The 13,812-nt window shown below is 68.9% G+C and carries 14 protein-coding genes; 6 read left to right on the top strand and 8 right to left on the bottom strand.

The features are described 5' to 3' along the window. Nucleotides 1-202 precede the first annotated feature (202 nt). Nucleotides 203-682 carry a DUF3617 domain-containing protein gene (locus K344_RS0116975; protein ID WP_084197564.1) on the top strand — a complete coding sequence of 160 codons (480 nt, stop codon included), beginning with the start codon at nt 203-205 and terminating at the stop codon, nt 680-682. Between the two features lie 6 nt (nt 683-688). Here K344_RS0116975 and K344_RS0116970 read toward each other — a convergent pair whose 3' ends face one another. The 3 genes from K344_RS0116970 to K344_RS22240 all read right to left on the bottom strand — a co-directional run bounded on the left by K344_RS0116970 (nt 689) and on the right by K344_RS22240 (nt 3,075). Next, nucleotides 689-1,093, bottom strand: coding sequence for a CBS domain-containing protein (locus K344_RS0116970; RefSeq protein ID WP_028081673.1), 405 nt, complete (start codon nt 1,091-1,093; stop codon nt 689-691). A gap of 67 nt (nt 1,094-1,160) precedes the next feature. Then, entirely contained in the window at nt 1,161-1,907 is a 747-nt protein-coding gene (locus K344_RS0116965) for a M48 family metallopeptidase (protein WP_028081672.1), read from the bottom strand. Between the two features lie 367 nt (nt 1,908-2,274). Continuing rightward, nucleotides 2,275-3,075: a ParB/RepB/Spo0J family partition protein gene (locus K344_RS22240; RefSeq protein ID WP_043114822.1), complete on the bottom strand. Its 801-nt coding sequence runs from the start codon at nt 3,073-3,075 to the stop codon at nt 2,275-2,277. A gap of 115 nt (nt 3,076-3,190) precedes the next feature. Here K344_RS22240 and folE point away from each other — a divergent pair, with 115 nt between their 5' ends. The 4 genes from folE to K344_RS0116935 all read left to right on the top strand — a co-directional run bounded on the left by folE (nt 3,191) and on the right by K344_RS0116935 (nt 7,102). Further along, on the top strand, nt 3,191-3,736 hold the full coding sequence (gene folE / locus K344_RS0116950; protein WP_028081671.1) for a GTP cyclohydrolase I FolE: 546 nt from the start codon (nt 3,191-3,193) through the stop codon (nt 3,734-3,736). Nucleotides 3,737-3,825: 89 nt separating this feature from the next. Then, on the top strand, nt 3,826-4,809 hold the full coding sequence (locus K344_RS0116945; protein ID WP_051362343.1) for an acyl-ACP desaturase: 984 nt from the start codon (nt 3,826-3,828) through the stop codon (nt 4,807-4,809). Nucleotides 4,810-4,914: 105 nt separating this feature from the next. Further along, a complete protein-coding gene (locus K344_RS0116940) occupies nt 4,915-5,490 on the top strand; it encodes a hypothetical protein (RefSeq protein WP_028081669.1) in 576 nt (191 codons plus the stop codon). A gap of 7 nt (nt 5,491-5,497) precedes the next feature. Further along, nucleotides 5,498-7,102, top strand: a complete 1,605-nt coding sequence (locus K344_RS0116935; RefSeq protein ID WP_028081668.1) for a GMC family oxidoreductase — start codon at nt 5,498-5,500, stop codon at nt 7,100-7,102. Between the two features lie 7 nt (nt 7,103-7,109). Here the strand turns inward: K344_RS0116935 and K344_RS0116930 are convergent, their stop codons facing one another. Beyond that, on the bottom strand, nt 7,110-7,382 hold the full coding sequence (locus K344_RS0116930; RefSeq protein ID WP_028081667.1) for an acylphosphatase: 273 nt from the start codon (nt 7,380-7,382) through the stop codon (nt 7,110-7,112). A 38-nt stretch (nt 7,383-7,420) separates the two neighbouring features. Here K344_RS0116930 and K344_RS24355 point away from each other — a divergent pair, with 38 nt between their 5' ends. Further along, nucleotides 7,421-8,104 (top strand): hypothetical protein, encoded by a 684-nt coding sequence (locus tag K344_RS24355; RefSeq protein WP_028081666.1) that lies wholly within the window; start codon nt 7,421-7,423, stop codon nt 8,102-8,104. 179 nt (nt 8,105-8,283) lie between these two features. Here the strand turns inward: K344_RS24355 and K344_RS0116920 are convergent, their stop codons facing one another. The 4 genes from K344_RS0116920 to K344_RS0116905 all read right to left on the bottom strand — a co-directional run bounded on the left by K344_RS0116920 (nt 8,284) and on the right by K344_RS0116905 (nt 13,776). After that, entirely contained in the window at nt 8,284-9,549 is a 1,266-nt protein-coding gene (locus K344_RS0116920) for an MFS transporter (RefSeq protein ID WP_051362342.1), read from the bottom strand. After that, nucleotides 9,542-10,711 carry an acyl-CoA desaturase gene (locus K344_RS0116915; protein ID WP_051362341.1) on the bottom strand — a complete coding sequence of 390 codons (1,170 nt, stop codon included), beginning with the start codon at nt 10,709-10,711 and terminating at the stop codon, nt 9,542-9,544. The genes K344_RS0116920 and K344_RS0116915 overlap by 8 nt, the downstream gene beginning before the upstream one ends. 75 nt (nt 10,712-10,786) lie before the next feature. Further along, nucleotides 10,787-12,385: a peptide chain release factor 3 gene (locus K344_RS0116910; RefSeq protein WP_028081663.1), complete on the bottom strand. Its 1,599-nt coding sequence runs from the start codon at nt 12,383-12,385 to the stop codon at nt 10,787-10,789. Between the two features lie 149 nt (nt 12,386-12,534). Then, the gene (locus K344_RS0116905; protein ID WP_028081662.1) at nt 12,535-13,776 is read right to left on the bottom strand and encodes a hypothetical protein; all 1,242 of its coding nucleotides are present in this window, start codon (nt 13,774-13,776) and stop codon (nt 12,535-12,537) included. Between the last annotated feature and the right edge of the window lie 36 nt (nt 13,777-13,812).

Raw genomic sequence — 13,812 nt, 5'->3', positions numbered from 1 at the left:
GCCTGCCTTTAGTCTGGCCCCGCACTTGCTGAACCGGTCCCCCCGCCCTGCACCCCCCCGCAGGGCACCCCGAGGGCTCTCTCACCCCCCCGAGAGAGCCCTTTTTTATGGCCCGCGTCCGGCACAGCCGGCGCTTGCGCGCATCGGGCGCCGGGCGCATAAAGGCGAGGCCATTCACGGCGCGTCGTTGTCGGGGGAATCCATGAATGCATCGAGATGGACGGCCGCCGCGCTGGCCTTGGCCTGTGGCGCGGCGTTCGGCGCCGGCATCAAGGAAGGGCGCTGGACCTACACGACGACGATGAACATGCCGGACATGCCGGCAATGCCGAAAATCGACGCGTCGAAGCTGCCGCCGGGCATGAAGCTGCCCCAGGCGGGCGCCGGCGGCATGCAGATGAGTTTCGAGCGCTGCATCAGCAACGCCGATCTGCTGCCGCGCGATGAACAGACGCAGGAGCGCTGCAAGATCACCAAGATGGAACGTCACGGCGACACCGTCGACTGGGCTTCGGTCTGCGAAACACCGCGGGGCCCGATGAACGCGACCGGCACCGCCGTCTACAGCGGCGACCGCATGACCTCGACCACGCACATCACCGGCAGCGCCCGCCAAGGCCGGCCGATCGACGTGACGCAGACCATCGCCGGACGTTACGTGGGCCCCTGCAGCTCGCCGTAGCGCGACTCAGCAGCAGTGGCTGATCGCGCGCAGCACGTCGGAGCGCGAAATCTGGCCGACCAGCTTGCCGTCGTCGACGACCGGGAAGCGGCGGAACTGACGGTTTTGGGTGAACAGGCCGGCGAGCTGCGCGAGGCTCATGTCGGAGGAAACCGTCTCGACGTTCTTGCTCATGTACTGACTGACGGGGCCGGCGACGCAGGTGTCCTGCGCGGCGACCAACGCGATCTGCAGGCAGTCACGCTCCGAGAGCATGCCGACCAGCTTGCCCGACGCGTCGACGACCGGCGCGCCGGAGTGACCGCTCTTGACGAGCTGGTGAACCGCGTTCATCACTTCCATTTCCGGCGTAAAGGTCATCAGCCGCGTGCTCATGTAGTCGCGGACGCGGACTGTTTCCAGCGTGGCCATGGCCCTCTCCTCGAATCGCTCACTGCTGCAAGCGCTGTGCCGACGATAGCCCTTGCGCTTCGGCCGCTCAAGCCTTGCGCCGCGGCAGCCAGCCATGCAGCTGATGGCCGTGATCGCGCAGCCAGCGCTTGTGCAGCTCGTAATCGGGCATGTGCTTTCTTACCAGATTCCAGAAGCGCGCCGAATGATCGAGATGGACGAGATGGCAGAGCTCGTGCACGGCAACGTAGCGGAACACTTCCGGCGGCGCCATCACCAGCCGCCACGACAGGCAGATGACCGCGCCGGGATTGCAGCTGCCCCACAGGGTCTGCGGATCGTTGATGCGCAGCTCGCGATAACGCACGCCGAGCGGCGCGGCGCCGGCTTCGAGGTGCTGACGCGCGTCGAGCTGCGCCTGATGGACCAGCGCCTGGCGCAGCGCCTGCTCGAGCTTGCGCGGCTGTTCGCGCCAGGCCGGCGGCGCGAACACGACGACGCGGCTCGGCTCGATGCGCACGGTGGCGCTGCGCAGGCGCGCCGGCTCGACGCGCAGCGGCAGACTCTGGCCGCGCAGGTGGATGAGATCCTGGCCGTCCCAGCGCTGCGGCGGCGGCACCGGATGCGCGGCGGCCTGCTGTGCGAGTTCGGCGAGCTTCTCGCGCACCCAGCGCTCGCGCGAGCGCAGGAAGGCCAGCGCCTCGGCGCGCGGCGTCCAGCGAGGATAGACGAGCACGACGCTGCGATCGGGCCGCACTTCGAGGCGGATGTTGCGCGCCTTCGCGCTGACCCGCTCCTCGAATCGGTAGTCGTCACGGAACAATTCGATCTGCATACCGCTCCCGCTCACCCGCGCGCCGCTGCGCAATCCCGGCGCCGCGCGCGCCGATGCCGATTCTCCGGGCTCGCCACCTGCCGCGCCCGCGGCAGGCAATGATCCGCCCTCGTCCTGTGCCTCGCCGCCGCCGCGACGCCGCTCAAATTTTCGCCGTCGCGCAGGCCATGCTTGTCGCAGCAAGCTCTGCGCCATTCCATCAATCGGCTATCCACAAGCTTATCCCGCCCTGCTGTCGATAAGCCGACCGCTCGTGTCGAAAAACTCGCCGGTCGGCTTGAAACCTCGCTGCAACAAGCCGCGCGCCCGTTCATCCGCCACCTATCCACAAGCTTGTCACCACGCGCCGGGCATAACTCGCGGACGCCTACTTGGCGACGTAGCCGACCTTCGCCAGCACGCCGTCGAGCTCGTCGAGCGAATGGAATTTCACGCGCAACTCGCCCTTGCCGCCCTTGTCGGCGCTCACCGTCACCGGGCAGGCCAGGTGATCGGAGAGCTCACGCTCGAGGCGCTGCCAGTCGCTCGGCTTGCCGGGGCGGAACACGACGAGCTGGTCGCGTGCCGTGGCGATGCGCTGCTCGAGGCCGCGCACCGTCAGCTTGTGGCGAATGATCTCGTCGGCCCAGCGCGGCTGTTCGCTCACCGCGACGCCGGCCAGCACCTTGGCGTGCCCGAGCAGGATATGGCCTTCATTGACCAGCCGCGCCACGTCCGGCGCGAGATTGAGCAGGCGCAGGTAGTTCGTCACGTACTCGCGCGACTTGCCGATGCGCTCGCCGATCTCGCTGTGCGTGAGCTCGAACAGTTCGCCGAGGCGCTTGAGGCCGGCGGCCGTTTCGATCGGCGTCAGCGATTCGCGCTGCAGGTTCTCGATCAGGCCGACGACGAAGGCTTCGCTGTCGGACAGGTCGTCGCGGATCACCGCCGGAATTTCGTGCAGGCCGGCGAGCTGCGCCGCGCGCCAGCGCCGTTCACCGGCGAGCAATTCATAGCCCCAGACGCGCGTGCGCAGCACGATCGGCTGCACGACGCCGGATTCCTTGATGCTGCCGGCGAGGTCGCGCAGCGCGTCGGCGTCGAAGTGCCGCCGCGCCTGCTGACTGCCGGGACGGATCAGATCGACCGGGACTTCACGGATTTCGCTGGCGGCGCGCTTGCGGCTCATCGGCGCATTTTACTTCCTGCAGGCGGCGGCGCCGTGGCGGGTGCGCTCGCCGTCGGCGCCCCGCGACGCCGAGCCGTGGAATAATGGCGGGAAAACGACGAGAACGGACCCGACCATGGAAGAAAATTTCCGCGCGATCATCGAGGCGATCGGCGAGAACCCGGAGCGCGAAGGCCTGCTGCGCACGCCGCACCGCGCCGCCAAAGCGATGGAATTCCTGACGCAGGGCTACGAGCAGGACGTCAACGAAATCGTCAACGGCGCCGTGTTCGAGTCGAGCAACGACGAGATGGTGATCGTGCGCGACATCGAGCTGTACTCGATGTGCGAACACCACCTGCTGCCCTTCATCGGCAAGGCGCACGTCGCCTATCTGCCCTCCGGCAAGGTCATCGGCCTGTCGAAGATCCCGCGCATCGTCGACATGTACGCGCGCCGTCTGCAGATCCAGGAGAACCTGACGCAGCAGATCGGCAACTGCATCCAGTCGGTCACCGACGCGCATGGGGTCGGCGTAGTCATCGAAGCGCAGCATTTGTGTGCCATGATGCGCGGCGTTCAGAAGCAGAATTCGACGATGGTGACGTCGGTGATGCTCGGCCGTTTCCGCGAAGATCACCGGACCCGCGAGGAATTCCTGAGTCTCGTCCGGCGCGGGTGATCCGTTCCGTCCGGGGGGGATTTCTTATAATCTGGGCACCACGGCCGCTTTCGGCCGGTCCAAGATTCGCATGACCCGGAGTGGTGACGATGTCTGGCTTGGCGCTTTCTGCGCGGTTTGGCACCCCTGATCAGATCGAAACGCTCGTCTCGATCGAGACGGTCGTGGCCGAGCAGATGGATCTGCACGTCCAGAAGCGCCGCCTCTGGTTCCCCAACGACCTGATGCCGGCCGACGCCAATCTCGACGCGGCCGCCGACGCCGAGCTGGCGCGCGTGCGCGACGCCGCGCGCGGCCTGCCGGACACGGTGCGCGTCGCCGTCGCCCTCAACCTCCTGACCGAGGAAGGCCTGCCGCACTTCCACCGCCTGATCGCCGTGCACCTCGGCAACAGCGCGCCGTGGAGCAGCTGGAACAATCTGTGGACGGCCGAGGAAGACCGCCATGGCTGCGCGCTGCGCGACTACGTGCGCGACGCCCGCCTGTTCGACATGGGCGAGCTCGAGAAGCTGCAGTACCGCTACATCGAGGCCGGCTTCAATCCGGACTGGGAGCAGGACCCGTATCGCCTGCTCGCCTACACCTCGCTGCAGGAAAAAGCCACGCAGATCTCGCACGCCAACACCGGCCGCCTCTGCGCGACGGTCGAGCCGATGGCGCAGAAGGTGCTCGCGCACCTCGCCGGCGACGAATCGCGGCACTACCAGTTCTATCGCGCGGTGTTCGGCGCGATCCTCGAACGCGACCCGAACCGCGCGCTGCAGTCGCTGCTCAAGGTCACGCTGAATTTCGCGATGCCCGGCCACGCCATCGCCGGCTATGACGAGATGAGCGAAGTCGTGCGCCGCGCGCGTATCTTCTGCGCGCGCCAGTACCAGGAAATCGTCGAGGAACTGCTCGATTTCTGGAAGATCGGGCTGATGAGCAATCTGTCCGCCGCCGGCCGCGAAGCGCAGGACAAGCTGATGAAGGTGCCGTCGCGCCTCGCGCGCATGGCCGACTTCCAGGACGCCAAGTCGGCGGCCCGCGACTTCCAGTTCGGCTTCATCTACGGCCGCGCCGTGCGGCTCTAGAGTCACTCGCAAACCGGTGCCGCTGCGCTACAGTCGCCGTCGCCGGTTTTTTTACGGCCTTAATTAATCTATCGTTCAATAAAACGAGAATCGCGGAGGGAGAGCATGCAGCGCGATCACGCACCGGCCGGCATCGACCGGCGTGGCTTCCTGAAACTCGGCCTCGGCGGCAGCGCGGCCCTGGCCCTGCTCGGCGGCGGTGCGCAGCTGGCGGGCTGCAGCGCGCAGACCGCGGCGCCGGCCGCGGGCATGCGCTGGCTGACGGCCGCCGACCTGCCGTTCGCGCGCGCACTGCTCATGGCGGTCGCCGGTCCGGCGCTGCCGGCCGACGCGCAGGCCGCGCGGGCCATCGTCGACGAAGGCCTGCGCCGCGCCGACCTGGCGCTCGACGCGCTCGGCGCGCCGGCGCAGAAGCAGCTGCGCCAGCTTTTCGATCTCGTGCAATGGTCGCCGTTCCGCCGCCTCGCCGGCGGCGTCAGCCGCCCCTGGGCCGAGGCCGATGCCAGCGACGCGGCAACGCTGCTGACGCACTTCCGCGACAGCCGCCTCACGCTGCTCAACGGCGCGTACCGCGCGCTGGTGAAGCTCGGCAGCACCGTCGTCTGGAGCCAGCCGGCGACCTTCCCCGCCTCGCACTACCCCGGCCCGCCGGCCTGGGCGGTCGCCGCCCTCAACGCCTGATCCCGCCATGGCCATCAACGACCTCTACGCCGACGGCCTCGCCAAGGGCTGGCTGATCCGCGACGCCTCGAAGCTCGAGCGCGACGAAACCCTGGAAGCCGATGTCGTCATCGTCGGCAGCGGCGCCGGCGGCGGCACCGCCGCGGAAATCCTCGGCGCCGCCGGCCTCAAGGTGCTGATGCTCGAAGAAGGCGCGCTGTACACCGCGGCCGACTTCAAGCAGCTCGACGAATTCAGCTCGTACAGCAAGCTCTATCAGGAAGGCGCCGGCCGCGCGACCTCGGACGGCGCGATCCCGATCCTGCAGGGCCGCGCCGTCGGCGGCACCACGCTGGTCAACTGGACCACGAGCATCCGCACACCGGCGCCGACGCTGGCGCACTGGACGCAGCGCTTCGATCTCAGGGATTCCGGCGCCGACGACATGGCGCCGTGGTACGCGAAGATGGAAGCGCGCCTCGGCATCGCGCCCTGGGCCGCCGAGCCGAACGCCAACAATGCCGCGCTGCGCGACGGCTGCGAGAAACTGGGCCTGCACTGGAAAGTCATCCCGCGCAATGTGCGCGGCTGCTGGAACCTCGGCTACTGCGGCCTCGGCTGTCCGACCAACGCCAAGCAGTCGATGCTGGTCACGACCATTCCCGCCGCCCTCGAGCGCGGCATGACGCTGGTCCATCACGCGCGCGTCGAGAAAGTGCTGTTCGCCAAGGGCAAGGTCAGCGGCCTGACGGTGCGCGCGCTCGATGCCGAGACGCGCCACGCGAGCGGCGTCACGCTGAACGTGCGCGCCCGGCACTACGTGCTCGCCGGCGGCGCGATCAACACGCCGGCGCTGCTGCTGCGCTCGCAGGCGCCCGATCCGCACCAGCGCCTCGGCCAGCGCACCTGCGTGCATCCGGTCGACGCCAGCGTCGCGGTTTTCGACCGTGCGATCGACGGCTATCACGGCGCGCCGCAGTCGATCTATTCCGATCATTTCCTGTGGCCGGAGGACGGCCGCATCGGCTACAAGCTCGAGGTGCCGCCGCTGCAGCCGATGCTGTTCAGCAGCGTGCTCGGCCGTTTCGGCAGCGAGCTGGCGGCGGCGATGGATCGGCTGCCCAGCACCGGCGTGCTCATCGCCCTGATGCGCGACGGCTTCCATGCCGAATCCGAGGGCGGCCGCGTCCGCATCGACGATCTCGGCGCGCCGGTCTTCGACTACGAGCTGCACGACGCCCTGTGGGACGCGCTGCGCCGCGCCTATCTGAGCATGGCCGAAATCCAGTTCGCCGCCGGCGCGAAGAGCGTGCGCCCGGCGCATCTCGACGCCGGCACGTACACGAGCTGGAGCGCCGCGAAAGCCGCAATCGAACAACTGCCGATGAAGAAGCACCGCGCCGGTCTGGTCACCGCGCACCTGATGGGCGGTTGCGCGATGGGCGAGGACCGCAAGCTCTGCGTGATCAACAGCCGCGGCCGCCATCACGAGATCGAGAACCTGTCGGTGTTCGACGGTTCGATGTTCCCGAGCTCGATCGGCGCCAACCCGCAGCTGTCGATCTACGGCTTCGTGGCGCGCAATGCGAGCGCGCTCGCCGAGCAACTGGCGCCGGCGAAAGCCACCGCATAGGGCATGGTCAGCGCCGCACGCTGAAGCCGTCGGGCGGCGGCTCGTCGCTGACGCGCCACTCGACGTGCTCGACGCGCGCCGCCGGCGGACCGCGCTGCAGCCATTCGCGCAGGGCGGCGAGCGCGTCCGCGGCGCCGCCGGCCAGGCCTTCGACACTGCCGTCGGCGCAGTTGGCGACCCAGCCGCGCAGGCCCAGCGCCAGCGCCCGCTCGCAGGTCGACTGCCGGAAGTGGACGCCCTGCACACGGCCGCGGACGCGGAACCGATACGATGTCGTCATGGACTTATAGGGACGCGGATTCGATCGAGGATTGCACGATGGCCATCTTGAAACGCCGCCGCAAGGACGCCGCGCCAGCGGTCGAAACGCCGACCGAGAATTTCGCCTTCGCCGCCGAGATACCCATCAGGACGGGGCCGGCAGGCGAGAAAGAGCCGCTGTGGAAGCTGCAGGTGCAGATGGTCAGCGAGCCGCAGGCCGACGGCGAGCGCCTGCGCCTGCGCGCGCATCTGCAGACCAACCTGGCGAGCGCGCTGCGCCCGGCGCTCGAAGCGGCGCGCGTCGGACAGATCAGTGCGCTGCCGCGACCGGACAGCGAACCGCGTGCGCTGCGCCTCGCCGAACGGGCCGGCCACGCCGCGCAGACCGTCGCGCAGCGCGCCCTGCGCATTCCGCTCGTGCGCCGCCTCGCCGAGCCGCTGCTGCAGATCGATTTCAACACCTGGATCGAAATCCAGACCTCGACCGCCTCGCTCGACGCCGGCAGCCACAGCCTGCTGCCGCAGGCCGAGCGCCTGAAGACGCTCGGCATCCATCCGAAGCGCGCCGGCGATCAGCCGCTCACCGAGTCCTGGGCCGGCGAAGCGCCGGACGGCTTCGCGCAGGTCTCGGTGCTGCAGATCGACAAGCGCCACCTGCCGCCGCGGCTGCTCAGGCTGCTCGGCGACCAGCCGTTCGGCCTCGCCGCGACCATCGTCAACACGGCGCAGCAGAAGAAGTAACGAAATGGCTCCCTCTCCCGGTGAACGGGGAGAGGGAGTCGTTGTCAGGTCTCGCCGCGCTCGATCGACCGAGGCGCCGCCGTAGACCAGGCCGACGCCGGCATCGCCGAGCGCCGGCGCCGCATCGCGATAGGCGGCGCGCGCGCCACCGCTCGAACCGCAGACCACGCAGAGCCGCATCAGAGCCTGACCGTGAACAGCGTTTTCGAGCGCCGCCACATCCAGACGACCACGCCGCAGGTGACGGCGGCGCCGGCGACCACCGACGGCACCGTACCGAGCAGCTTGGCGGCGAGCCCCGATTCGAAGGCGCCGAGTTCGTTCGACGAGCTGATGAAAATGCTGTTGACCGCCTGCACGCGGCCGCGCAGATGATCGGGCGGGATCGACTGCATCACCGTGTTGCGGATCACCACCGAGATACTGTCGAAGGCACCAGTCGCGAACAGGGCCGCGAAGGACAGCCAGAACAGTTTCGACAAGGCGAACACGAGGGTCGCGAGACCGAAGCCGAGCACGGCGAGCAGCAGGTTGCGCCAGGGACGCGCCAGCGGCGGATGGTAGGCGCACCAGACCACGGTCAGCAGGGCGCCGATCGCCGGCGCCGCGCGCAGCACGCCGAGCCCCTCGGGACCGACCATGAGGATGTCGTCGGCGAACACCGGCAGCAGGGCGACCACGCCGCCGAACAGCACCGAGAACATGTCGAGCGACATCGCGTAGAGCACGATGCGGGTGCCGAACACATAGGAAATGCCTTCGCCGAGACTCGCCCAGAGATTGCCGGCGCCCGGATTCACCGCCACCGGGCGCGGCTTGACGAAGGCAATGAGGAACAGCGCGCCGGCGCACATGCAGACCACGATCAGCAGCGTCGCGGACAGTCCGGCGTAGGCGTAGAGAAAGCCGGCCGACACCGGCGCCAGGATCGCGCCGGTCTGGAAGAAGGTGCTCCACCACGTCGCCAGATTGCCGTACACCTCGCGCGGCACGAGGAAGGCGCGCAGCGAGGCGGCGGCCGGCGAATAGAAGCCGCGCGCGAAACCGACCAGGGCGATCAGGCCGTAGGCACCGAGCAGCCAGACGCCCGGCGCCAGCCGCGCTCGCAGCGACGGCAGCGAGAGCAGCGCGATGACGAGCGAACCGGCGAACATCACGCCGATCGCCGAGCGGATGATGCCGCGCTTCTCGCGGCGATCGGCGAGATGGCCGCCGAAAAGCGCCAGGGTGATGAACGGCACCGCCTCGACGAGGCCGATCAGGCCGAGCGACAGCGGGTCATGGGTGACGCGGTAGATTTCGTAGGAGAGCGCGACTTCCTGGATCAGCAGACCGCAGCTGACCAGGAAGGCGCCGAAGGCCAGCGCGCGGAATTCCGGATAGCGCAGGGCCGCATACGGATCTCGGCGCGCCGGCAGAGGAGCCGGCGACGGCTCCTCAGGCATGCGCCGGCACGGTCTCGAGGCGCGCGATCACCGACTGCGCGATCAGCTCGCGGGCGCGGGCGACGATCTCCTCCATCGCCGGCGTGCGCGCGAAGCGGCGGCGCGCGTGGCGATAGAGCTGATCGAGGCTCGGCAGTTCGGCGTGCACGTTCTGCATGAGCTGTTCGCGGCGCGTCGCCAGCTGCTCGCTCCAGTGCCGGCGCCAGTCGGCGACGGTACGGCCGCGGTTCAACTCGGCCCAGCGCTTCTGCATGCGCGCGACGATGCGGTCGGGGCAGAAGCGATGCGCCAGGGCCTGGGCGATGCGCTCCTTGATCTCGGCCGAGGCGGTGCGCGAACCGTCGAGCACGTGCGCCGGCGGATCGCGCAGTTCCGACACCAGGCCGATGCGCTCGAGCCCGCACAGCGCGTAATAGGTGATGTCGACTTCCCACCACCTGAAGCCCTGGCGCGCCGAGGCCATGTAGTAGTGATGGTTGTTGTGCCAGCCCTCGCCGAGCGAGAGTAGCGCGAACAGCCAGTTGTTGCGCGAGTCGTCGCCGGTCAGGTAGCGCTGGCGGCCGAACACGTGCACCAGCGAATTGATGCAGAAGGTCGCGTGCCACAGCAGCACCGTCGACCAGACGAAGCCGACGACCAGCAGCGACCAGCCGCCGACCAGCCACACGGCGAGGCCGAGCGTCGCGCCCGGCACCCAGTGGTACTTGTCGAGCCAGCGCAGCTCCGGGTACTTGGAAAAATCGCCGATGCGCTCGTAGTCGGCCGCCTGCGCCTGGCGGTTGAAGATCCAGCCGACGTGCGAGAACCAGAAGCCGTAATGGCGCGGCGAGTGCGCGTCGAGTTCGCTGTCCGAATAGCGGTGATGGTCGCGGTGCTTGGCCGCCCACCACAGGGCGCCGGACTGCAGCGAGGACTGCGCCAGCCAGGCGAGCACGAACTGGAATCCGCGCCCGGCCTTGTAGGCCTTGTGTGAGAAGTAGCGGTGATAGCCGGCGGTGACGCCGAACATGCGCATGACATACAGCGCGATGCACAGCGCGATGCCGCTCCAGTGCACACCGGTCCAGATCGCCGCGAAGCAGGCGAGATGGAAACCGGCGAACAGCATCATCATGGGCCAGCTGGCCGGGTCGAACTTGCGGGATTTCAGTGGAGCGTCCATCGGGCTACTTCTGCGGTGACGGCGCGGGCGGGCGCCGGGAAAGGCGAGGCAAGGCGAAAACGGCATGCGGCACCCTCATTGTGCACCGTGCTCGCGCGTTTCGAGAAAGCGTACATCAGGAAAGCGCTCGCGCGTCATGGACAGGTTGACCGAGCTCGACGCCAGGTAGACCAGCTGGCCGTAATGATCGAGCGCGAGGCGTGCATCGTTCTTGTCGCGGAATTCGCGCAGCTTCTTCGGATCGTCGCATTCGACCCAGCGCGCCGTGTGCACCTGCACCGGCTCGAACACCGACTCGACGCCGTACTCGTCGCGCAGGCGGTACTGCACGACGTCGAACTGCAGCACGCCGACCGCGCCGAGGATGATGTCGTTGTTGACGATCGGCCGGTAGACCTGCGTGGCCCCTTCCTCCGACAGCTGGTCGAGGCCCTTGTTCAGCTGCTTGGCCTTCAGCGGGTCCTTGAGGATCACGCGGCGGAACAGTTCCGGCGCGAAGTTGGGGATGCCGGTGAAGTTCAGCACCTCGCCTTCCGAGAACGAGTCGCCGATGGCGATCGTGCCGTGGTTGTGCAGGCCGATGATGTCGCCCGGATACGCTTCTTCGACCGCCTCGCGGTCGGCGGCCATGAACACCAGCGCGTTCGACACCCGCACCGGGCCATTGAGGCGCACGCTGTGGATGTTCATGCCCTTGCGATAGACGCCGGAGCAGACGCGCAGGAAGGCGACGCGGTCGCGGTGCTTCGGGTCCATGTTCGCCTGAATCTTGAACACGAAGCCGGTGAACTTCTCTTCGGTCGGCTGCACGTCACGTTCGCCGTCCGGCGTCTTGGCGTGGCGCGGCTGCGGCTCCGGCGCCCATCCGGTGAAGCCGTTGAGCAGCTCGCGCACGCCGAAGTTGTTGATCGCCGAGCCGAAGAACACCGGCGTCAGGGCGGCGGCGCGGTACTGCTCGAGATCGAACTCGGCGCCGGCCATCTGCAGCAGTTCGATCTCGTCCTTGAGCTGGCGGTAGACGGCGCCGAAGCGCTCGTCGAGGCCCGGCGCGTCGAGGCCGTCGACGGTCTCGATCTCGGAGATGCGGTGCTTGTCGCCAGAGTACAGATAGAAGCGGTCCTCGAGCAGGTGGTAGACGCCCTTGAACTCGCGGCCCATGCCCAGCGGCCAGGTGATCGGCGTGCACGACAGCCCCAGCACCTTCTCGACTTCGTCGAGCAGTTCCAGCGGCGGCCGGCCTTCGCGGTCCAGCTTGTTGATGAAGGTGACGATCGGCGTGTCACGCAGGCGGCAGACTTCCATCAGCTTGATGGTGCGCGCCTCGACGCCCTTGGCGGCGTCGATCACCATCAGCGCCGAGTCGACCGCGGTCAGCGTGCGGTAGGTGTCTTCCGAGAAGTCTTCGTGGCCCGGCGTGTCGAGCAGGTTGACGATGCGCTCGTTGTACGGGAACTGCATCACCGAGGTCGTGATCGAGATGCCGCGCTGCTGTTCGAGCGCCATCCAGTCCGATGTCGCATGCCGGCTCGCCTTGCGGCCCTTGACGGTACCGGCCAGCTGGATCGCACCGCCGAACAACAACAGCTTCTCGGTCAAAGTCGTCTTGCCGGCATCGGGGTGCGAGATGATGGCGAACGTGCGGCGGCGCGCCGCGCGCTCGGCGATAACGCTCATGAATCCTCCGGGTGGGCGCGCATTGTAGCGGCTGCCCACGCCGAACTGTGGCCTCTCCGGCCCGGGGGCCGGCGCGCGGCGACGGATGGCCGGGCGGGCCACCCGGCATGCCTGCCATCGCCGGCCGGCGACCGCGCATCCGCGACGCCTCAGCGCCACGGGAAGGACAGATTCCAGTTCAGGCTCTGCTGGTCGTCGCGCACGCTCTGGTTGTCGGAGCGCATCCAGCTGTACGACATCGCCATGGTCGGCGTGTAGCGGCCCAGACCGTCGACCGCCCAGGGCGAGAAATCGACGGACAGGGCGAAGGTGTCGGCCGGCGCGCGCACATTGGGCAGGAACCAGTAGGCGTCGCCGCGCTGCCAGCTGGCGGCGACATTCGCCGCGCCGAGCCGCCGCTGCAGCTCGGCGCTGGTCGCCCACGGCGAGGCCTCGGGCAGTTCGAAGGCCGGGTGCAGCGCTTCCGGCGGCCGGCGCCAGGCCAGTCCGGCCTTGGCCTGCCAGTCGCCGAGCTGGCGCTGCTGCGAGAGGCGCAGCTCGTAGCCGGAACCGGCGGTCAGCGGCCGGTCGGATTCGATGACGTTGGCGCCCGGCCCCGGCGTCACGCTCTGCAGGCGCAGCGCCGTCTCGCGGCTGGCGCGGCCCCAGCGCAAGCCGGTCGACCAGGTGTTCGCGGTGAGCTCGGCGAGCGCCGGATCGTCGCCGGCGGCGACGCGGCACAGGCGCGTGCGCGCGTCGACGCTGACGTAGCGGCCGGGCGCATCGCCCTGCGCCGTCAGCGGCACGCTGATCTGCCCGGAGCGATCGCATCGCAGGGCCTGCGTGGTGTCGACCGGCGCGCCCTCCGGCATCCAGTTCAAATGCACGGCCGCGAATGACGGCGCCCAGCGCAGATCCATGGCCTGCTGCGCGCTCGCCGTGGTGCCGGCGACCTGCAGCGCCTCCTGCTGGCGGTACTGCGCGCCGACCGTGAGCGGTGCGCCGGCCAGTTCGTCGAGCTTGAGCTGCAGGCGCTGGCTGACCGTCTGGCTGCTGACGGTCTGCGGCAGGGTGTCGGCGCGCCAGCGGCTGGCGGCATCGGGGTTGAGCAGGTCGCCCGGATCGACCTCGTAGCCGGCGCTGTACTGCAGCCGGCGTTCGAGCCCGGCGAAGCTCAGGTCGCTGTCGAACAGCGGCATCGCGCCTTCCAGCGGCGCGCTGCCGCCGAGGCGCAGGCCCAGCTCGCCGAGCCCCGCGTCGAAGTTCTCGTTCCACAGCGCCGGCGCCAGCACCGCCGGCGGCGCGCCGGCAGCGGCGTCAGCAGGCGCCGGCGCGAGCGGCCGGCTCGCGCAGGCGGCGAGCGCCAAGGCCGCGAGCGCCGCGGCGGCACGGGCACGATACGTCGCTGGCATGGCGGGGGAACGCATGGCGAAACAGCGCGGCGACCG

This window comes from Solimonas soli DSM 21787, from assembly GCF_000474945.1.
GTDB lineage: Bacteria > Pseudomonadota > Gammaproteobacteria > Nevskiales > Nevskiaceae > Solimonas > Solimonas soli.
This window is presented reverse-complemented; position numbering and strand designations above follow the sequence as displayed.

What these genes read in the sequence shown, in the direction of transcription:
- K344_RS0116945 (WP_051362343.1), top strand. Translation starts at nt 3,826, where the DNA reads ATGTCTGGCTTGGCGCTTTCTGCGCGGTTTGGCACCCCTGATCAGATC.
- K344_RS0116930 (WP_028081667.1), bottom strand. Translation starts at nt 7,382, where the DNA reads ATGACGACATCGTATCGGTTCCGCGTCCGCGGCCGTGTGCAGGGCGTC.
- K344_RS22240 (WP_043114822.1), bottom strand. Translation starts at nt 3,075, where the DNA reads ATGAGCCGCAAGCGCGCCGCCAGCGAAATCCGTGAAGTCCCGGTCGAT.
- K344_RS0116905 (WP_028081662.1), bottom strand. Translation starts at nt 13,776, where the DNA reads ATGCCAGCGACGTATCGTGCCCGTGCCGCCGCGGCGCTCGCGGCCTTG.
- K344_RS0116965 (WP_028081672.1), bottom strand. Translation starts at nt 1,907, where the DNA reads ATGCAGATCGAATTGTTCCGTGACGACTACCGATTCGAGGAGCGGGTC.
- K344_RS0116920 (WP_051362342.1), bottom strand. Translation starts at nt 9,549, where the DNA reads ATGCCTGAGGAGCCGTCGCCGGCTCCTCTGCCGGCGCGCCGAGATCCG.
- K344_RS0116935 (WP_028081668.1), top strand. Translation starts at nt 5,498, where the DNA reads ATGGCCATCAACGACCTCTACGCCGACGGCCTCGCCAAGGGCTGGCTG.
- K344_RS0116910 (WP_028081663.1), bottom strand. Translation starts at nt 12,385, where the DNA reads ATGAGCGTTATCGCCGAGCGCGCGGCGCGCCGCCGCACGTTCGCCATC.
- K344_RS0116915 (WP_051362341.1), bottom strand. Translation starts at nt 10,711, where the DNA reads ATGGACGCTCCACTGAAATCCCGCAAGTTCGACCCGGCCAGCTGGCCC.
- K344_RS0116975 (WP_084197564.1), top strand. Translation starts at nt 203, where the DNA reads ATGAATGCATCGAGATGGACGGCCGCCGCGCTGGCCTTGGCCTGTGGC.
- K344_RS24355 (WP_028081666.1), top strand. Translation starts at nt 7,421, where the DNA reads ATGGCCATCTTGAAACGCCGCCGCAAGGACGCCGCGCCAGCGGTCGAA.
- folE (WP_028081671.1), top strand. Translation starts at nt 3,191, where the DNA reads ATGGAAGAAAATTTCCGCGCGATCATCGAGGCGATCGGCGAGAACCCG.
- K344_RS0116940 (WP_028081669.1), top strand. Translation starts at nt 4,915, where the DNA reads ATGCAGCGCGATCACGCACCGGCCGGCATCGACCGGCGTGGCTTCCTG.
- K344_RS0116970 (WP_028081673.1), bottom strand. Translation starts at nt 1,093, where the DNA reads ATGGCCACGCTGGAAACAGTCCGCGTCCGCGACTACATGAGCACGCGG.